Source organism: Pedobacter sp. AC379 (genome assembly GCF_979258145.1).
On record NZ_OZ409839.1, the window covers coordinates 5,090,748 to 5,109,907 of the forward strand.

18 protein-coding genes are annotated in these 19,160 nt (G+C 36.7%); 10 read left to right on the plus strand and 8 right to left on the minus strand.

Annotated features, from left to right (window positions below; translation table 11 throughout):
• Window positions 1-58: 58 nt before the first annotated feature.
• Window positions 59-532, plus strand: coding sequence for a hypothetical protein (locus ACZZZW_RS21940; protein ID WP_463496526.1), 474 nt, complete (start codon window positions 59-61; stop codon window positions 530-532).
• Between the two features lie 115 nt (window positions 533-647).
• Here ACZZZW_RS21940 and ACZZZW_RS21945 read toward each other — a convergent pair whose 3' ends face one another.
• From ACZZZW_RS21945 to ACZZZW_RS21960, 4 genes are all read right to left on the minus strand, one after another.
• On the minus strand, window positions 648-1,076 hold the full coding sequence (locus ACZZZW_RS21945; RefSeq protein WP_463496527.1) for a hypothetical protein: 429 nt from the start codon (window positions 1,074-1,076) through the stop codon (window positions 648-650).
• 115 nt (window positions 1,077-1,191) lie between these two features.
• Window positions 1,192-1,878 (minus strand): RluA family pseudouridine synthase, encoded by a 687-nt coding sequence (locus tag ACZZZW_RS21950; protein ID WP_108198402.1) that lies wholly within the window; start codon window positions 1,876-1,878, stop codon window positions 1,192-1,194.
• 103 nt (window positions 1,879-1,981) lie between these two features.
• Window positions 1,982-2,797 (minus strand): 3-methyl-2-oxobutanoate hydroxymethyltransferase, encoded by an 816-nt coding sequence (gene panB / locus ACZZZW_RS21955; RefSeq protein WP_463496528.1) that lies wholly within the window; start codon window positions 2,795-2,797, stop codon window positions 1,982-1,984.
• 91 nt (window positions 2,798-2,888) lie between these two features.
• On the minus strand, window positions 2,889-3,083 hold the full coding sequence (locus ACZZZW_RS21960) for a hypothetical protein (RefSeq protein ID WP_463496529.1): 195 nt from the start codon (window positions 3,081-3,083) through the stop codon (window positions 2,889-2,891).
• Between the two features lie 35 nt (window positions 3,084-3,118).
• On the opposite strand from ACZZZW_RS21960, the gene carA reads away from it, so the two are divergent.
• The 5 genes from carA (at window position 3,119) to ACZZZW_RS21985 (ending at window position 8,239) form a co-directional block, all read left to right on the plus strand.
• Complete coding sequence (gene carA, locus ACZZZW_RS21965) at window positions 3,119-4,231, plus strand: glutamine-hydrolyzing carbamoyl-phosphate synthase small subunit (protein ID WP_463496530.1); 1,113 nt, start codon at window positions 3,119-3,121, stop codon at window positions 4,229-4,231.
• A 227-nt stretch (window positions 4,232-4,458) separates the two neighbouring features.
• The gene (locus tag ACZZZW_RS21970; RefSeq protein ID WP_463496532.1) at window positions 4,459-5,223 is read left to right on the plus strand and encodes an ABC transporter ATP-binding protein; all 765 of its coding nucleotides are present in this window, start codon (window positions 4,459-4,461) and stop codon (window positions 5,221-5,223) included.
• Window positions 5,224-5,299: 76 nt separating this feature from the next.
• Window positions 5,300-6,421 carry an ABC transporter permease gene (locus tag ACZZZW_RS21975; protein WP_463496534.1) on the plus strand — a complete coding sequence of 374 codons (1,122 nt, stop codon included), beginning with the start codon at window positions 5,300-5,302 and terminating at the stop codon, window positions 6,419-6,421.
• Window positions 6,422-6,543: 122 nt separating this feature from the next.
• Window positions 6,544-7,500 carry a Fic family protein gene (locus ACZZZW_RS21980; RefSeq protein ID WP_463496536.1) on the plus strand — a complete coding sequence of 319 codons (957 nt, stop codon included), beginning with the start codon at window positions 6,544-6,546 and terminating at the stop codon, window positions 7,498-7,500.
• Between the two features lie 55 nt (window positions 7,501-7,555).
• Window positions 7,556-8,239 (plus strand): XAC2610-related protein, encoded by a 684-nt coding sequence (locus ACZZZW_RS21985; RefSeq protein ID WP_463496538.1) that lies wholly within the window; start codon window positions 7,556-7,558, stop codon window positions 8,237-8,239.
• 158 nt (window positions 8,240-8,397) lie between these two features.
• On the opposite strand, the gene ACZZZW_RS21990 is transcribed toward ACZZZW_RS21985, so the two are convergent.
• The 4 genes from ACZZZW_RS21990 to kbl form a co-directional block, all read right to left on the minus strand.
• The gene (locus tag ACZZZW_RS21990; RefSeq protein ID WP_029274048.1) at window positions 8,398-8,973 is read right to left on the minus strand and encodes a TetR/AcrR family transcriptional regulator; all 576 of its coding nucleotides are present in this window, start codon (window positions 8,971-8,973) and stop codon (window positions 8,398-8,400) included.
• A 1-nt stretch (window position 8,974) separates the two neighbouring features.
• The gene (locus ACZZZW_RS21995) at window positions 8,975-9,385 is read right to left on the minus strand and encodes a Rieske (2Fe-2S) protein (RefSeq protein ID WP_463496541.1); all 411 of its coding nucleotides are present in this window, start codon (window positions 9,383-9,385) and stop codon (window positions 8,975-8,977) included.
• Complete coding sequence (gene pheS, locus ACZZZW_RS22000) at window positions 9,385-10,425, minus strand: phenylalanine--tRNA ligase subunit alpha (protein ID WP_055912403.1); 1,041 nt, start codon at window positions 10,423-10,425, stop codon at window positions 9,385-9,387. The genes ACZZZW_RS21995 and pheS overlap by 1 nt, the downstream gene beginning before the upstream one ends.
• 149 nt (window positions 10,426-10,574) lie before the next feature.
• Window positions 10,575-11,762 carry a glycine C-acetyltransferase gene (kbl, locus tag ACZZZW_RS22005; protein WP_055912404.1) on the minus strand — a complete coding sequence of 396 codons (1,188 nt, stop codon included), beginning with the start codon at window positions 11,760-11,762 and terminating at the stop codon, window positions 10,575-10,577.
• 246 nt (window positions 11,763-12,008) lie between these two features.
• Here kbl and ACZZZW_RS22010 point away from each other — a divergent pair, with 246 nt between their 5' ends.
• From ACZZZW_RS22010 to ACZZZW_RS22025, 4 genes are all read left to right on the plus strand, one after another.
• Window positions 12,009-14,456, plus strand: coding sequence for a DUF5686 and carboxypeptidase regulatory-like domain-containing protein (locus tag ACZZZW_RS22010; protein ID WP_463496545.1), 2,448 nt, complete (start codon window positions 12,009-12,011; stop codon window positions 14,454-14,456).
• A gap of 192 nt (window positions 14,457-14,648) precedes the next feature.
• A complete protein-coding gene (gene trhO, locus ACZZZW_RS22015) occupies window positions 14,649-15,584 on the plus strand; it encodes an oxygen-dependent tRNA uridine(34) hydroxylase TrhO (protein WP_463496547.1) in 936 nt (311 codons plus the stop codon).
• Between the two features lie 144 nt (window positions 15,585-15,728).
• Window positions 15,729-16,079, plus strand: coding sequence for a four helix bundle protein (locus tag ACZZZW_RS22020; protein WP_463496549.1), 351 nt, complete (start codon window positions 15,729-15,731; stop codon window positions 16,077-16,079).
• A gap of 192 nt (window positions 16,080-16,271) precedes the next feature.
• Window positions 16,272-19,151, plus strand: a complete 2,880-nt coding sequence (locus ACZZZW_RS22025; RefSeq protein ID WP_463496551.1) for a triple tyrosine motif-containing protein — start codon at window positions 16,272-16,274, stop codon at window positions 19,149-19,151.
• The last annotated feature ends 9 nt before the right edge of the window (window positions 19,152-19,160 follow it).

Here is a 19,160-nt window from a genome sequence, read left to right on the forward strand (position 1 = left end):
TTTGGCAGGTACTTTGCAGTACACATTAAAATCAAATCCATTAAGAAAACCAATCCACATGAAAAACATCTTTCCACTATTAGGAGTTGCCGCATTATTTATGGCTTCGTGCCAAGGCGGTACAGCAAAAAAAACACAAGCCAAAATAGATTCTACAATTATAACCAACAGCACAGCAAGGCCAGATGCTGTTCAATGCTATAAGTATATTAAAGACCGTGATACAGCTACGCTCACGCTTAAAACAGAAGCCAATAAGGTAACAGGTGATTTAGGTTACAACCTATACGAAAAAGATAAAAATGCAGGCACCATTACCGGCTTAGTGAAAGGCGACACCATTATTGCGAGTTATACTTTTCAATCTGAAGGCCAGAAATCAGTTAGAGAGGTTGTTTTTTTGATGCAGGGCGATCAGTTAAAAGAAGGTTATGGCGATATACATGAGGTTAATGGAGAAACCAAATACAAGGATTTGAGTAAGCTAAAATTTGATGGCTCGATGGTTTTTGACAAAATAGATTGTAAATAATACATCGTCTTCAATCCATAAATCGTCACTTCGACGGCAGTGGAGAAATCTTTCAAATAGTTAAAAGATTTCTCCGTTTCGCTGCTTCATTCAAAATGACGACTTTTCTTAGCTTTTATTTACTCACAGCATCCTTTGCTGCAGCGCTCCAATCTTCAGTTAGTTTTAGCACATAATCAGAATATTTCTGTATTTCATCCGGCTTTAACTTGCTGGCCCAACCCGTAGCTTTATTCGCCCAGGCGGTATATTTATCATTAATTGCTTTAATCTCGGTAGCATTTTTACTTTTTACAGCTGCAACGTACTCATCCTTAAGTTTTACATAATCTGCGAGCCCTTTATTTACCTCTTCGCTTGAAAAAGTTGGTATACCGGTTTTAATTATTTCAGTTGTTTTCGTGGTAGTTTTTATAATGGTGTCTCCATTAGCAGAAATTTCGCTTGAATCTTTAGTCGTTTCAGTTTTTTTGGTGCTTTCGCACGAAACCAATGCCGATGCCAATAAACCTGCGGCAGCAATAGATAAAATTGTGTTTTTCATGATTAATTTGGTTTTTAGTCTGGGATAGACGAAATATGATGCCAAATCATAAAAAAATCCGGTCAAATAAAAAATATTGTAACCGGATGTTCTCTTTGTTAATATGTTTAACGCTTTATAAGTCTTCAAAACGCTCCCAAAAACCATCCACTGGTAATTTGGCAAAAATATTTACAGGTTCTTTTTTAACAGGATGTATAAACTGTAAACGGCGTGCATGTAAACAAATACTACCTTTTCGGCTTCCGCGAGGGTAACCGTATTTATTATCGCCCATTATGGGGCAACCCATTGATGATAGCTGCACCCTGATTTGATGCGAACGCCCCGTTAGCGGATCAACCTCTAAAAGGTAATAATCACCAACTTTGGCCTTTACTTTATAAGAAAGCTCGGCACGCTGACTACCAGTTACCTCTGTATTGTAGTAAGAAACTACATTTTTTTGAGGGTTTTTAACCAGCCAATGAATTAAAGTTGCAGATTCTTTCTCTGGTTTATTCTTCACTACTGCCCAATAGGTTTTCTTTACCTCCCTGTTTTTAAAAACCGCATTCATCCGTTCCAACGCCTTACTGGTTTTGGCAAACAAAATCACACCGCTTACAGGGCGATCTAAACGGTGTACAACGCCTAAAAAAGCACCATTTGGTTTATTGTATTTTTTAGCGATGTATTTTTTTACCTGCTCATCCAAAGGCTCATCGCCGGTTTCATCCACCTGTACAATATCACCAGCCCGTTTATTAATGGCGATTAAATGATTATCTTCAAAGAGAATGTCGTTATCGGTAATTGGCATTTAACCCCTCCGCCCCTAAAGGGGAACTTAAATTTTAATTATATATTGATTTATTTTTTCAAATATTAACCTCATGTAATAAAGCCCCTTTAGGGGTTTGGGGTTAATATTGTTCTTTTTCGTTCGGGAAATCGTTTCCTTTTACATCACGGATATATGCTTGGGCAGCACCCAAAATATCGTCGTATAAATTAATATACTGACGTAAAAAGCGTGGTTTAAATCCTTTAGTTAAACCGATCATGTCGTTAACTACCAAAACCTGTCCATCACAGGCCTGGCCTGCACCAATACCAATGGTTGGGATATGCAGGCTTTCTGTAACTTCTTTACCTAAAGCAGCCGGAATTTTCTCTAAAACAATGGCAAAGCAACCTGCAGCCTGTAAAGCCAGCACATCAGTTTTCAATTTGTTCGCTTCTTCTTCTTCTTTTGCACGAACGGTATACGTTCCGAATTTATAAATGGATTGCGGAGTTAAACCCAGGTGGCCCATTACAGGAATCCCGGCAGTAATAATCCGCTGAACAGATTCGATTATTTCTTCGCCACCTTCCAGTTTCACACCATGAGCTCCAGATTCTTTCATGATTCTGATAGCTGAATTTAATGCTTCTTTAGAGTTCCCCTGGTATGATCCGAAAGGAAGATCTACCACAACAAAAGCACGCTTAACGGCTCTAATTACAGATGCAGCATGGTAAATCATTTGATCCAGCGTAATTGGCAAGGTAGTTTCATGACCAGCCATTACGTTAGAAGCAGAATCGCCAACCAATAAAACGTCCAATCCTGCATCATCTAAAATAGTAGCCATCGAATAATCGTAAGCTGTTAACATAGATATTTTTTCACCACGTTGTTTCATTTCTTGTAAAATGTGTGTGGTGATGCGTTTGATTTCTTTATGTACCGACATGGGATTTGTTTTGTGTTGCCAAAAGTATTGTTTTTTCTTTAATTAAGCCGAAACACCAAAGGTAAAACACCAAAGCAATCTCAAACTAAAATCATTTTTTATGCAAATTTGGTTTCATCGCTTTCAGCATTGGTATCTGAGCTTTTTTGCTCAACCTTATTTCACTTTTCTCTTTACATTTCCAATCTAAACGCCTATCTTTGTACCCCGAAATGGAAGGGATATATTCATCTTTTTTTGCATCCAGCAAAAACGGCTTTAATGCCGGAAGCCATTCTTTTTTCAACTCTTTTTTAAATCAAAATCCATATTGTAATCACTATGACTAACTACACCAAGTTACCTGCGATTTTATTACTGGCCGATGGCACGGTTTTTTACGGCAAAGCGGCCGGAAAAATTGGCACTACTACTGGCGAAATTTGTTTTAATACCGGGATGACAGGTTACCAGGAAATTTTTACTGATCCAAGTTATTTCGGACAGATCATGGTTACCACCAATGCGCATATTGGTAACTACGGAATCCATAAAGATGAAATCGAATCGGGTTCGATTAAAATTGCTGGTTTAGTTTGTAAAAATTACAACATCACTTATAGCCGTAAAGAGGCAACAGAATCTATTCAGGATTATTTCCAGAATGATAACCTTGTAGCCATATCCGACATTGATACACGTGCATTGGTTCGCCACATTAGAGATAAAGGTGCCATGAACGCAATTATCTCTTCAGAAATTACTGATCTTGACGAATTGAAACAAAAACTTTCTGAGGTGCCTTCAATGGATGGGCTTGAACTTTCTTCTAAAGTAAGTACAACAGAACCTTATTTTTATGGTAACCCTGAAGCCAGCTTAAAAGTTGCAGCTTTAGATTTGGGCATTAAGAAGAACATTTTACGCAGTTTCGAAAACCGTGATATTTATGTGCAGGTTTTCCCTGCAAAAACTACTTTTACCGAAATGGAAAAATTTAATCCAGATGGTTATTTTATTTCCAACGGCCCCGGCGATCCATCGGTAATGCCTTATGCAGTAGAAACTATAAAAGATATTTTAGCTGTAGATAAACCTTTGTTCGGAATTTGCTTAGGTCACCAGTTACTGGCCGAAGCCAATGATATTGGTACAATGAAAATGTTTAACGGCCACCGTGGATTAAACCACCCTGTTAAAAACATCATCAAAAACCACTGCGAGGTTACTTCACAAAACCATGGCTTTGGTGTAATTCCGGATGAAGTTAGAAACTCAGATAAAGTAGAAATTACACACGTTAACTTAAACGATAAATCTATCGAAGGTATCCGTGTTAAAGGTAAAAAAGCATTTTCTGTTCAATATCACCCTGAATCTTCTCCAGGCCCACATGATTCTCGTTACCTATTCGATGATTTTGTTGAAGTAATGAAAGGTGAATTAAACTGGTAGATTGAGATAAAATACAGAGATTTGAAGCTAAAGCTTAAATCAAAGCATTTTAACATTTAACAAAAATCAATAATATAATCTGCGGATTTGCGGCAAATTAAGGCTGCTGGTCCGCAGATTTGTTTTTTTACCATTTTTCGCCTGCTTAAAACATCATTTTACCGACATTTTCATTTATTCTTTCATAATTCATTTTCAATTCATGTAAAGCTCCTTACATTCGCAATATGGAAACAAAAAAAGCCATTATCAGTGTTACAGATCTGGTAAAAAAGTATGATGATTTTGTGGCTGTTCAAGGCCTTAGTTTTGAGGTATACGAACATGAAATTTTTGGTTTACTCGGACCAAATGGTGCTGGCAAAACCACCACGCTCGAAATTATCGAAACCTTACGGGAGAAAACCTCAGGCGAAATTATTGTTGACGGTTTTTCGGTGGATAAACAACCACACAGCATTAAGCAAATTATTGGAGTACAGTTACAGGCAGCGGGCTATTACCCAAATTTAAACCTGATTGAACTGATCGAACTTTTTGCCGGTTTATATGGCGCTAATATCAAAGCGATGGAAATGCTGGAGAAAGTAAACCTTCAGGATAAGGCAAAAGCGAAATATAAGGCACTTTCAGGAGGCCAGAAGCAGCGTTTCTCTATCGCCACCACACTAATCAACCAACCTAAAATCATCTTTCTTGATGAACCTACAACAGGCTTAGATCCACAAGCGAGAAGAAACCTTTGGGATTTGATTATCGAAATACGAAATGCAGGCACAACAGTTGTAATTACCACCCATTACATGGATGAGGCCGAGCAATTATGCGATCGTGTGGCTTTTGTAGAACGCGGACAGATTATCGCTCTTGATACCCCTGATAATTTAATTGATAAACTGGTAAGCAGTGGTTTCGAACGTAAAAAAGAAGTTAAAAAAGCCAATCTGGAAGACGTTTTCATTAACCTTACCGGACAGGAATGGAGAGAATAATTCATTGTAAGTTCTTAATCGGTAACCCGAAATCCAGTGCTTAAAACATTTTTTAAAAAATACCAGCAGAACCAACATGCAAAAAGATATACAAGAAAGAGATTCAAACTCCGCAACAGCGGTTGGGCAATATAGCAATACCAAAGCAACACTTGCCCTTGCCAAAGCAAGTTTCAGATCCATTATGCGGAGCCCTTCGGCAGTGGTATTTACGCTTGCTTTTCCTTTAATATTTATCCTTGTATTTGGGTTTTTAGGCGGTGGCGGCACCCATATCGATGTGGGTGTTACGCCAGGATCTGACATCAACAACCCTGTGATGGGGATGTTAGCGAAAACGGGTATGATTAGGCTCATCAAGGATAAAACGAAAGCGGATTTTGATAAGTTACTCGAAAAAGGTAATGTTGATGCCATGATTGATGTGCATAGAAAAGTAAATTCTGCAGCTTATTCGGTAAATGTGGTTTACACTTCAGCATCAAGAGATAAGGGCGGAATTTTAAAATCGGTTTTGAACAATGTTTTCTATGATAAAACCTTAAAACCAACAGTTGCAGAGATAAAAGAAAGCACCATTACAGGCCGCGAATATAAAACTATTGATTTTATCCTTCCAGGGCAATTGGGTTTTTCTCTATTAAGCACCGGTGTTTTCGGAACAGCATTTGTATTTTTAAGCTTGCGCCAAACCCTGGTAATTAAACGCTTTTTTGCCACTCCGGTAAAACGTTCGAGTATTGTAATTGGCGAGGGTATTGCCCGTATCGGCTTTGCTTTGCTGGGCGCATTGTTTATTATCCTGATTGGTCATTTCTTTTTTGGCTTTACACTCGTAAATGGTGCCATAACAGTCATTAATATGCTTATACTGGCCACGCTTGGTATTATTGTATTTATGGGTTTTGGTTTTATCATTTCTGGCATAGCCAAAAGCGAAAGTATGGTACCTCCTATTTCGAACATTGTTACCTTACCTCAATTCTTGTTATCAGGTACTTTCTTTTCCATCGAGGCTTTTCCAAGCTGGTTACAGCCTATTAGCAGAGCCCTACCACTTACCTATTTAAACGATGCCATGCGTAAGGTAGCTTTCGAAGGATCGGGTTTGTGGGATGTGAAATTCCAGATTATGATTTTATTGCTTTGGGGCATCGGAATCTACGCTGTAGCAATAAAGGTATTTAAATGGGAATAGCTTAACTTTATTTAAAGCAATTATCAACGAAAGCTAAGATTGCGTTCTAGCTACATTTTAAGAAGTTGTTAATATCGGATAAGTTTATTTTTATATCCTACCGATATTTAATACATTTGAATATGTGGGAATTTGATTTAAGGGATTTAGAAGAGCTGCAACCGCAGATAGACAGGCTTTACGAAAAAAAGGCCCGGTTAGAAACCTCTAGGCCATTGCCAAATAGCGCTCTACACCGCATTAAACAAGACCTTACCTTAGAGTGGACGTATAACTCGAACAGTATAGAAGGCAATACTTTGAGCTTAAAAGAAACCCAAATGGTTTTACAGGAAGGAATGACTGTTAAAGGAAAATCGTTAAGGGAGCATTTTGAAGCCTATAATCACGAAAAAGCGATAGATTACCTTTATACCCTAATCAATAAAAACTACACGCTTAGAAGTATTGATATTTTATCGCTGCATGGCTTAGTATTGAGAAGCATCGAAGATGATTTTGCCGGCCGCTTAAGAAATGGTGGGGTTCGTATTGTTGGGGCAAATTTTACTCCGCCAAATGCAAATAAGGTTTCTGATTTATTGGATCAATTGATCGATTTTATAAACCATAACACTTTAGGCTTAAGCGATGTACTATTGTCTACTATTTTTCACCATAAACTTGTTTGGATCCATCCTTTTTTCGATGGGAATGGCCGTACGGTAAGGTTAGCCATGAATCTATTGCTTATGAGAAATGGCTTCCCTCCTGCAATTATCCTTAAAAACGACAGAAAAAAATACTACGAAGCACTTAACCAGGCAAATAAAGGCAATTATTATAAACTTAGCTTATTGATGTTACAAGCTTTAGAACGTTCACTTAACATTTACATCAATGCTTTGCCTGGAAACACTTATGGAGATTATGAGCCGATATCACATATTGTTTCAGAGCCTGATGTTCCATATGGGCAAGAATACGTGAGTTTATTGGCCAGGCAAGGTAAAATAGATGCCTATAAGGAAGGGAAAGATTGGCTTACAACCAAGTCGGCAGTGCAAAGTTATATCAAAACGCGTAAAAGAAAACGTTAACCTTTTTTAACTTTTTACCCTGTGATATTGATGTAATTTTACCAAAAAATATTTAATGAAAAATTTAATCATTTTTTGCAGTATTTTATTGATTGCCAGTACCTCGAAAGCCCAATTTAAGTTTTTAGCTAACAACAGTTCCAATCAGTATAAGGCAAAAATTTTCGTAGATAAATGCGAAGGTAACGCTTGCAGCGGAAAAGCAACTGTTATCATTTATGATAAAATATCAGACAGGGAAATTGATACTTTCCATTCAGAAGATCTTGATTTTGGCTTAACTGAAACACAGAACGCGAAACTTGGTTGGCTTGAACTTGGTAAATACCAAACTCCACTTATTTTTGGCGATTTTAACTTTGATGGATTTGAAGATATTGCCATTAGAAATGGAAACAATGGTGCTTATTCCAGTCCCTCGTATAATGTTTATTTATCCTCAAAAGACAACAAGTTTGTTTTGAATAGCGAACTCACCAAACTTGCAAGCGAAAACCTGGGCATGTTTGATGTAGATAAAAAAGCCAAACAGATTGCCACACACCAAAAAGATGGATGCTGCTTTGACAAAACCATTAATTATAAATATGATGCTAAAAGCTTGCTTTACGAAGATTCATCGGTAATTGAAGACTCAAGTATTGCCGATATTGTTACCGTAATTACGCAAAAACTGGTTGATGGCAAAATGAAAAGAACTGTGCAAAAGTTTAAAATGAAAGATTATTATAATCAGTAAATCTATTAACCTCGTTTCAAATTAAAGCTCGCCTTAGAGAGAACTCTCTAAAGATGTATTACCTAAAGTGCTCACTCTGAATATATTTCAGGGTCTATATCGAAAAAAAAATGCTGAAATAAATTCAGCATAACGATCACCTTATATAGCTAAATAGTTTAAAGTGCAGCCTTCACCAAAAATGGCAAAATCTCTTTTTGAAAGCTTACAAAGTTTTTGCGCACATCCGAGTCACTCACCGAAGTAAATGCGAACGAAAATACAATGCTTTTACTCGCTTTTAGCAAAAAGGCTAACCCTTCTCTCCTTGCAGGATTATTCTTAAAGTTATCCAACTGAAGGTAAGCGGCCAATAATAAGGCCTCCAACTGATCAGAAAGATGTTTTAAAAACTCTTGTGAATTGGCATTTTCGCGTACAAAATCCCAACCGATAAACTCATTACAGGCTGTAAACGATAAACGGCTGGTTTTCATCACTAAGGCCTTTAAATGCTCCTCTTCTGAAGCATAGCTTAATTTATTATGCAGAATTTCGTGAAGGTTCTGATCAAGATAATCCATAAGGATGCTATCCAGAACCTGCTCTTTACTTTCGAAATATTTGTAAATGGTTGCTTTTGCTATACGCGCTTTTTTAGCAATTTCGTTTACGCTGGTTTTATGATAACCATACTTTCTGAATAGTTCTTTGGCAGCTTTTTTTACTGTTTCTTTTATTTTTTCAGCTTCCATTTTAATTGCTTACGTGTAATAGTGTGTTGCCCTGCAACGAAATATTGTATGCTTTTAAGCTTCTTTCGGCTGGTGCTTTCTGCGGACTGCCATCAAGCAGTGAAAATTTAGCACCCGAACATGGATCAGTAGCCGTTACGCCACTCTCATCCGGAGCTACCTTACAAATTTTCTCTGGATTTACAGTACTGCAACGATCAAAGGCTACGTAAGTACCCAATGGCGTTTTAACAATTAACAAGCCACCAACACCATAATTAGAAACCACCAATACATTATTTACAGCTTTTATACTGAATTCTGTTAAGGTAACATTATAGTTTACAGGCACATCCGGAATGTAACCTTCATCTTTACCACAAGCTGTGGCAAAAACAAGCACAAACAATATGCTGTATAAATGCTTCATCATTAAATTAAAGCCGATTTAAATTGCTTCAGGAAACGTGAATCATTTTCTGAAAATAAACGCAAATCTTTAATTTCATATTTTAGGTTGGTAATACGCTCTATTCCCATTCCAAATGCAAAACCACTGTATTTTTTAGAATCGATGCCGCAGTTTTCCAATACATTAGGATCTACCATACCGCAGCCCAAGATCTCTACCCAGCCGCTATATTTACAAAACTGGCAACCGGCCCCTTTACAAATGGTACAAGAAATATCCATCTCTGCAGATGGTTCTGTAAAAGGAAAATATGATGGACGGAAACGCACTTTGGTTCCTTCTCCATATAACTCCTGAACAAAATAAAACAAGGTTTGCTTTAAATCTGCGAATGAAACATTTTCATCAACATACAAACCTTCTACCTGATGAAAAAAACAGTGTGCACGTGCCGAAATGGCTTCGTTACGGTAAACGCGACCAGGCATAATTGCTCTAAATGGCGGTTGGCCCTGCTCCATCATACGTACCTGTACGGAAGAAGTATGTGTACGCAAAGCGATATCGCCTTTTTCGCCACCTTTTTTAATAAAGAAAGTATCCTGCATATCTCTTGCCGGATGTTCTTCAGGAAAGTTTAAAGCCGAGAAATTATGCCAATCATCTTCAATTTCAGGACCTTCTGCTACCGTAAAACCCAATTTGGCAAAAATTTCTACAATCTCTCTGCGCACAAGGGCCAATGGATGGCGCGAACCAATTTCGAAACCTTCACCTGGTAAAGTTAAATCCAGTTGAGCGCTTTCTGTATTGGTTTCAGTACTTTCTGTAGATTCCTTTAATGTTAAATATTTAGATTCGGCAAGTTGTTTAAACTCATTTAAAACCTTTCCTAATGATCTTTTTTCTTCAACAGAAACAGATTTAAATTCGTCGAAAATCTCTTTGATAATGCCTTTGCTTCCTAAGTATTTAATGCGGAATTGCTCTAACTCATCTGCTTTTTCGGTTACGAAAGCATTAATTTTATCGGTATATAGTGTTATTTTGTCCTGTAACATGGCTTCAAATATACGGCAAATTATCTAATATTTTTAAAGTTGCCGGGTTCAAATAATCTGTTTACAATATCCTTATAAAAGAAAATGAACCCGTAAACAACAAAAGCCACATAAAGCGGCTTTTGTTGTTTACGTTAGATCTATAAGTTTTAAATCACACCTAATTCTTTACCAACTTTGGTAAAAGCGGCAATCGCTTTATCCAAATGGTGTTGTTCATGTGCGGCAGATAACTGCACACGGATCCTTGCTTTGCCTTGCGGTACAACCGGATAAAAGAAGCCAATTACATAAATACCCTCTTCCAGCATTTTTGCTGCAAATTGTTGCGCAATTTTAGCATCATACAACATTACAGGAACAATCGGGTGAAAACCAGGTTTAATATCAAAACCGGCTGCCGTCATTTTCTCACGGAAATATTTGGTATTGTTTTCCAATTTATCTCTTAAAGAAGTGGTTTCGCTCAACATATCCAATACTGCGATAGATGCGCCTGCAATTGCCGGAGCCAGTGTATTGGAAAATAAATAAGGCCGTGAGCGCTGACGCAACATATCGATGATTTCCTTTTTTCCAGAGGTAAAACCTCCTGATGCACCACCTAAAGCTTTACCCAATGTACCTGTAATGATATCGATGCGATCAATCACGTTAAAATGTTCGTGCGTTCCGCGACCATTTTTACCGATAAAGCCAGTGCAATGCGATTCATCAATCATGATCAAAGCTTCATATTTATCAGCCAAATCAGCAATTTTATCCAATGGGGCTACAGATCCGTCCATCGAAAAAGCTCCATCGGTAACAATAATCCTGTGTCTGCAATCTTTGGCAGCAATTAATTGTTTTTCCAGATCTTCCATATCGGCATTTTTATAACGGAAACGCTGTGCTTTACATAACCTTACACCATCAATGATCGATGCATGGTTTAATTCGTCAGAAATAATGGCATCTTCTGCATTAAACAATGGCTCAAAAACACCACCGTTTGCATCAAATGCAGCTGCATATAAAATGGTATCTTCTGTACCTAAAAATTTAGAAATCTTTGCTTCCAGTTCTTTATGCACATCTTGTGTACCACAGATAAAACGCACTGAAGACATTCCATAACCATGATCGTCGATTGCTTTTTTAGCTGCTTCTATCACTTTTGGATGAGAAGAAAGCCCTAAATAATTATTTGCACAAAAGTTAACTACTTCAGCACCGCCACTTACTTTAATATCGGCACCCTGAGGGGTAATAATTATACGTTCGCGTTTAAATAATCCAGCGTTTTCGATTTCTTCAAGTTCTTTTTGAAGAACAGGTTGTAATGTTTTGTACATGGCCTTTTTATGGTTGATTTTACGCCCAAAGTTATAAAAAAAAGTCTTCTCCGACCTAAAAACGCAATTTTATCCCTATATTTTACACACAAACGTTTGATCGATTGTATAATCTGTGAAAATTTTAAGTCGGTAAGTAAATCGGTTTATGCAAATTATTTTTTTTCGATCTTAACAAACTTTAACACACCCCTATATGTATAGTCTTAAAAGTTATTCGATATTTATAGCTTACTAATCTAACTTATGATAAAAATTTGCGCGCTCCTATTTTTTTGTGGCCTCACCAATTTTGTTTTAGCTCAACAATTTACCATTACAGGAACAGTAAAAGATAGCAGCGGTCAGCCTGTTCCTTTTGCTTCTGTTTATCTAAAAAACACCACTACCGGAACTTCTGCAAATGTTGATGGAAAATATTCCATGAAGCTAAAAAGCGGAGAATATACCTTAAGTTTCAGGGCAGTAGGCTACAAACAGCAGGATCACATTATTAACCTTAAGGATGATTTAACCCTTAATGTAACGGTTACATCCGAAAGTTATACTTTAGAAAATGTAAATATCAGGGCAAATGCCGAGGATCCTGCTTATGCCATTATCCGTAAGGCAATTAAACAAAGAAAAACACATTTAGAAGAAGTTAAAGCCTTTAGTTGCGATGTTTATATTAAAGGTGTGCAACGCTTAAAGGGTGCTCCAAAAAAATTCTTCGGTCAGGATATTCAAAAGTTGTTAGAACTCGACACCAATAGAAAAGGTATTATTTATCTTTCAGAATCACAGAGTAAATTTAATTTCAGAAGACCAAATGATGTACATGAAGAAATGATTTCATCAAAGGTTGCTGGAAGGAATAATGCTTTTAGCTTTAACAAAGCATCGGATCTGATTATTAATTTTTACGACAATTACCTACTCGAAAATAAATTGAGTGCAAGGGGATTTATTTCTCCGATTGCAGATAATGCACTATTTTATTATAAATATAAGCTGCTTGGCGAAAGCAAAGAAAATGGGGAGCTTATTCATAAAATTGAGGTAATTCCACGCCGTGAAAATGATCCTGTTTTTAGAGGGATTATTTACATTATAGATGAAAGCTGGAGAATATACAACACCGATGTTTACCTTACCAAAAACGCCGGCATCAACTTTATTGACACTTTAAACATCAGTCAACAGTTTACCAAGGTTAAAGATCTTTATATGCCAACGGCCATTAACTTTCAATTTGCCGGTAATGTACTGGGCTTTAAAATTGCTGGCTATTACGTTGGCATATATAACAATTACAACATTGATCCAAAATTCCCTAAAAACTATTTCAGTGGCGAAATTTTGAAAATTACCGAAATGGTAAATAAGAAAGATTCTGCTTACTGGGCCAATAACCGGCCGATTCCGTTAACGGGTGATGAAAAGCTTAATTATGTTAAAAAGGATAGCATTGCCAAACTTAAAGAATCAAAAAAGTATCTTGATTCATTAGAAAAAGACAACAACAAATTCGGAATTGGCAAACTGTTGCTCAGGGGATATAGCATTAACGATCGTTATGATAAAGAATATTGGTCGTTCGACCCTGTGCTTAGGGCAATATTTTACAATACTGTAGAAGGATTTGCCGTTAAATATGGCGTTACTTACCGTAAAGAATTTGCCAATAGAAGATCTTACTCCATACGACCAGAATTGAGGTATGGTTTTGCAAATCAAAAACTTACAGGAAGTTTAACAGGAAGTTATTATTACAACCCGCTTAAAAGAGCCAGTGTAGGTGCATCTTTCGGAAACGGAATTTTCGACTTAAACAACCTGGGTTCTATGACGGCTCTGGGTAATTCTATCAACTCCTTGTTTTATGAGAAAAACTTCTCTAAATTTTACGAAAAGAATTTCATCAACATCAACACCACCCGCGAATTGGCTACAGGTTTACAAGCAAGTGTAAGTGTTGATTATAGCCATAACAAGAATTTAAGTAATAGCACCACATTTAAGTTTATAGATGCAAAAGACAGGGAGTTTACTTCGAACAATCCTTTTAGTCCTACTGTTGAGACACCACTTTTCCCAACTTATAATTCACTTAGTGCAACCGCAAGTTTAACTTATACCATGGGGCAAAAATACATTACACGCCCTGACGGTAAATTTTATACAGAATCGCGTTTTCCTAAAATTACGGTATTGTATAAAAAGGGATTTCATGGTGTTTTAAATAGCGATATTGACTATGATTTTGTTAAGCTGGAAGTTTCTCAAGACAGAATCGGATTGGGATTATGGGGTTATACATCTTTTCTGGCAGGTGTGGGCAAGTTCTTAAATAACGATAAAATGTATTACCCTGATTTCAAACACTTTGCGGGTAATATTTCTACAATTTTCCCTCCTAACTTAAGAAAGTTCCAATATTTGGATTTTTACCAGTTCAGTACCAACCAGCAATATTTTGAAGCACATTTGGAGCATAATTTTGCAGGTTTTTTCATGAACAAAATTCCATTGTTGCGTAAAGCTAAACTGGAAGAATTTATTGGTGGGGGTTATCTTTCCTCTCCTGAAAAAAGGAATTATAAAGAGTTTTATTTTGGTATTCAACGCTTGGTTTTAAGGGCAAGTTATGGTTTTGCTTATGATGGCGGCACCAAATTAACGCAAGGATTTAGAATTTCTTACGGCTTTTAATGAGGTTGAAGGTAGAGGACAGGAAGTTTTAAGGCAAATACACCTTAATTTTCAAATCGATTATAAGTTTGTTGATGAAGAGTTTAGGGCATAAATGCCTTCAACCTTTCTGCCTTCAGCCTTTCTACCTTCATCCTTTTTTACTATCTTTGCCCCGCTTTAAACGCCGTTTGCAACGGTATCAACAGCGTTATGAAAAAATATCAAACACTACTTTACTATTGCTATAGTTACATAGCAGAGGCAGAACAATTTGCTGCCGATCACCTTAAATTTTGTAAATCTCTGGATTTAGTTGGCCGCATTATCGTTGCTGATGAAGGTTTGAACGGAACCGTTTCGGGAACGGCTGAAGCTTGCGAAGCTTACATGAAAGCGGTACATGCGGATGAGCGTTTCGCTAAAACCGAATTCAAAATAGACGATGTTGAAGAGCCTTCTTTCCTTAAAATGCACTGCCGTTATAAATCTGAAATTGTGCATTCGGGTTTAAGGGATACTTCGATTATCAATCCTAATGAAAAAACAGGAAAACATTTAGAACCGGTTGATTTCATGAAAATGAAAGATGACGAGGATGTTATTATCCTTGATGTACGCTCTAATTATGAACATAACCTCGGGAAATTCAAAAACGCAGTAACACTAGATATCGAGAATTTCAGAGATTTTCCGGAGCAGATTAATCAGCTTGCACAATATAAAGACAAGAAAATACTGACTTATTGCACTGGTGGCATTAAGTGTGAAAAAGCTTCTGCATTACTATTACATCATGGTTTTAATGATGTTTACCAATTGCATGGCGGGATTATTAAATACGGTAAAGAAGCGGGTGGAAAAGATTTTGAAGGTAAATGTTATGTTTTTGATAACCGTATTGCTGTTGATGTAAATGAAGTAAATCCAACCATAGTTTCGGTTTGCTATAATTGCGGTAAAACTACCCCAAAAATGATTAATTGTGCCAATCCGGAATGTAATGAGCACATTACTCAATGTGATGAATGCGGAGATGAACTTCAGGGTTGCTGCTCAACAGCGTGCACTACAAATCCTCGTAAACGCCCATATGATGGTACTGGCTATTATGTGAAGGTTCCTCAGCCGGTAGCGGTTAAGGCCTAAAGATAATTCAGCAAGACGCTTGTGTTGGTTTGATGGTCCATAGTTGATAGTTGTGGCTTGAAAATTAATCGTGATAACTAATTAAAAACTAGGCTAAAGCAATAAGATGGAATAGATGATTATATTTATTTCAAATTAAGAATTATGGCTTTCAAATTTGAAGAATTAAAGGTTTGGCAAATTTCACTAAAACTTAGTAATGAAATAGATATTATTGCTAAAGCCTTTCCTCGGATTGAACTTTTTAGTTTAGCCAATCAGATTAAAAAAGCTGCTGATTCCGTAAATCTTAATATTGCCGAGGGCTGCATGGGCCAGTCAAAAGCTGAATTTTCGAGATTTTTAACTTATTCTGTTCGATCAGGATTAGAAGTAGTGAGCTGTTTATACATGGCCTCTTCCAGAAATTACATAACAGAATTAGAATTCAAAAGGCTATATTCTGAATATGAACAACTTTGTAAGATGATTTCAAAATTGAAGAGTTCACTTTAATATTGAAATAAATATTTTAATTATACCTTGTTGAAAGAATTATTCCCATTAATTAAGGCATCAATCAGTGCCGTCGGCCATGATCGTATAGCAATGAACCATCAACCATTGGCTATTAACCTTTGCCAATAACCTTATTAAACAATTTTTCATTTACTTTGTGTAATAATGGGTTTACCCAATTGCCATTTTATGCTAAACTATTTCCGGTTCCTAATACTTTTATCCTGTTTTACGATTAACTGCTATGCCTCAGAGATTAAAAGCATTGGCGTACCCTATATAGAAAATTATCCCAAATCGGTTTATTCATCAGGAAACCAAAACTGGAGCATCACAAAAGATAAAAATGGCGTAATGTACTTTGGTAACGCTGAAGGACTTTTAACTTTTGATGGCCGCTATTGGCAAAAATACCAGATGCCCAACAGGCAGATTGTAAGATCGGTAGCTACTGATAATAAGGGGCGTATTTACACAGGTAGCTTTGGCGAATTTGGGTACTGGGCCATTAAAAACAATAAATTAAGTTATAACTCGCTTATCAGTTTATTACCTAAAGGCATAAAGATAAATGATGAGGTATGGAAAATTTATGTAGATCAGGATCGGGTGATCTTTCAATCCTTTTCTAAAATTTTCATCTATAAAAATAACAAAATCGAGGTGGTAAAATCGCCATCTTCATTTCTCTTTCTGCATAAAATAAATAACCGATACCTTATAGAGGTACTTGAAAAAGGGCTGTTCGAACTTGTTGGGAATAAACTGATTCATATCCCAAATAGTGAAAAACTTGGCAAAGAAGGGATTCTGTCTATCCTTCCTTATAAAACCAATGGATTGATAATCGGCACCAGTAAAAATGGGCTTTTTACTTATGACGGGAAAGATTTTACACCATTGAACACTCCTGCCAACAGTTACCTTAAAACTTATCAACTCAACAATGGTGTTAGCTTGCTGGGTAAATACTTTGCTTACGGCACCATTCTGAACGGATTGATCATTATTGACGAAAATGGAAGGGTTGTACAACGCATTAATAAATCGAGCGGTTTACAAAACAACACTGTTTTAAGTTTATACGCAGATAATGAACAGAATCTTTGGACGGGATTGGATAACGGGATCGACAGGATTGAACTTAATTCGCCTTTATATTTCTATTTTGATAAAACCGGTCAGTTCGGTACCGTGTATTCCAGTATTATTTTCAACAATAAAATTTATCTGGGTACTAACCAGGGTTTATTTTACAGTGATTGGTCGCCGGATAATCTTTTACCTTTTAATTTCCGGTTAATTCCCAATTCGCAGGGCCAGGTATGGGAACTCACCATTATCGACAATGAACTCATTTGCGGGCATAATAGTGGTACATTTAAAGTAAACGGGGATAAAATCGACTGGCTTTCAAGATCTGCTGGCGGTTGGACGATTAAAAAACTCAATACAAATCCAAATTACCTGGTTCAGGGTACTTACACCGGGCTTTCGCTTTTTACAGAATCTCCGGCATCGGGTTTAAAATTTGTGACGAATGTTACAGGATTTGATGCCCCATCCAGGTATGTTGAACAAGATAATAAAGGAGATATTTGGGTTGCACATGCGTACAAAGGTTTATTTAAACTAACTTTAAGTGCAAATTATACCAGTGTAACGAGTACTAAATATTTCGATGAGAAGAATGGTTTGCCGGGGAATTATAACATCAACATTTTCAATTTAGAAAATAAGATTGTTTTTTCTTCTGATGCAGGTTTTTATACCTACGATGAACTGAGCAATAAATTTACCAAATATGAGGCGTTAAATAAGGAACTAGGCTCTTTTCAATCTTCCAATAAAATTATTAATGCTGGTGGTAAAAAATATTGGTTTATTAACCATGGAAAAACAGCACTCGTTAATTTTAGCGAGCCTGGAAAGGTAGAAATAGATTCGAACCAGTTTAGCATTTTAGATGGCCGGATGGTACAATATTATGAAAACATCAGCCGAATTAGCGATTCTATTTACCTGATCAGTGTTGATGATGGTTTTGTGATTTATAATCCAACTGCCCAGCTGAATATGCAGAAGCAGAAGCTTCCGGCTGTGCTGATCCGCCGTGTTGAAGACATTACCGATAAGTTTTCACTCATAAGCGAATCAGGAAATAATGAGGAAACAACGGAGATTCAAAACAGTAGAAATAACATCAGAATTTCTTATGCATTGCCATATTACCGCCAGGCTAAGGTTAAATACCAATTTTATTTAGAAGGTTATTCAAAATCATGGTCTGACTGGAGTTACGCCACACAGAAAGATTTTACCAATTTAAGTGCAGGAAATTATGTTTTTAAAGTAAGGGCCAAAATAGATGACAATACAGTAAGCCAGGAAACGACCTATTCTTTTACCATTTTGCGCCCCTGGTATCTTAATAACTGGGCAATATTGTGCTACACTATATTATTTGTAATCGTGTTGATTTTAGGCAAAAAACTTTACGAGCGAAAACTCAATAGGGATAGTAAAAAAATAAGTGACCGTTTACAAGCTGAGCAAGAAGAGAAATTAAGAAAGGAAGCTGAAATTAATGAAAAGCAGATCATTAAGTTACAAACAGAGAAATTACAGGCCGAACTGGCTTCCAAAAATAGAGAATTGGCCAACTCTGCCATGACTTTAGTGTACAAAAATGAGTTGCTACAGAAACTGAGTGATGAAATAACCAAACTTAAAGACGAAAATGGCAAAAAGCTTTCGGATGATCAAACCCGAAAAATTCAGAAGGTTATTAACGATGGAATGAATGATGAACGCGATTGGCATTTATTCGAAAACAGCTTTAATGAAGCACATGAAAGTTTCTTTAAAAAATTAAAAGCACAGCACCCAGATCTTGTTCCGAACGATTTAAAACTTTGCGCCTACTTAAGGATGAATATGAGTAGCAAAGAAATGTCGTCACTACTTAATATCAGTTTAAGAGGTGTAGAAATACGCCGCTACCGTCTGCGTAAAAAGCTCGAAGTGCCACATGATAAAAACCTAACTGAATTTTTAATGGAGCTTTAATTTACCTCA

Coding starts and splice junctions, on each gene's coding strand:
- ACZZZW_RS21940 (WP_463496526.1), top strand. CDS start 59: ATGAAAAACATCTTTCCACTATTAGGAGTTGCCGCATTATTTATGGCT.
- ACZZZW_RS21945 (WP_463496527.1), bottom strand. CDS start 1,076: ATGAAAAACACAATTTTATCTATTGCTGCCGCAGGTTTATTGGCATCG.
- ACZZZW_RS21950 (WP_108198402.1), bottom strand. CDS start 1,878: ATGCCAATTACCGATAACGACATTCTCTTTGAAGATAATCATTTAATC.
- panB (WP_463496528.1), bottom strand. CDS start 2,797: ATGTCGGTACATAAAGAAATCAAACGCATCACCACACACATTTTACAA.
- carA (WP_463496530.1), top strand. CDS start 3,119: ATGACTAACTACACCAAGTTACCTGCGATTTTATTACTGGCCGATGGC.
- ACZZZW_RS21970 (WP_463496532.1), top strand. CDS start 4,459: ATGGAAACAAAAAAAGCCATTATCAGTGTTACAGATCTGGTAAAAAAG.
- ACZZZW_RS21975 (WP_463496534.1), top strand. CDS start 5,300: ATGCAAAAAGATATACAAGAAAGAGATTCAAACTCCGCAACAGCGGTT.
- ACZZZW_RS21980 (WP_463496536.1), top strand. CDS start 6,544: ATGTGGGAATTTGATTTAAGGGATTTAGAAGAGCTGCAACCGCAGATA.
- ACZZZW_RS21985 (WP_463496538.1), top strand. CDS start 7,556: ATGAAAAATTTAATCATTTTTTGCAGTATTTTATTGATTGCCAGTACC.
- ACZZZW_RS21990 (WP_029274048.1), bottom strand. CDS start 8,973: ATGGAAGCTGAAAAAATAAAAGAAACAGTAAAAAAAGCTGCCAAAGAA.
- ACZZZW_RS21995 (WP_463496541.1), bottom strand. CDS start 9,385: ATGATGAAGCATTTATACAGCATATTGTTTGTGCTTGTTTTTGCCACA.
- pheS (WP_055912403.1), bottom strand. CDS start 10,425: ATGTTACAGGACAAAATAACACTATATACCGATAAAATTAATGCTTTC.
- kbl (WP_055912404.1), bottom strand. CDS start 11,762: ATGTACAAAACATTACAACCTGTTCTTCAAAAAGAACTTGAAGAAATC.
- ACZZZW_RS22010 (WP_463496545.1), top strand. CDS start 12,009: ATGATAAAAATTTGCGCGCTCCTATTTTTTTGTGGCCTCACCAATTTT.
- trhO (WP_463496547.1), top strand. CDS start 14,649: ATGAAAAAATATCAAACACTACTTTACTATTGCTATAGTTACATAGCA.
- ACZZZW_RS22020 (WP_463496549.1), top strand. CDS start 15,729: ATGGCTTTCAAATTTGAAGAATTAAAGGTTTGGCAAATTTCACTAAAA.
- ACZZZW_RS22025 (WP_463496551.1), top strand. CDS start 16,272: ATGCTAAACTATTTCCGGTTCCTAATACTTTTATCCTGTTTTACGATT.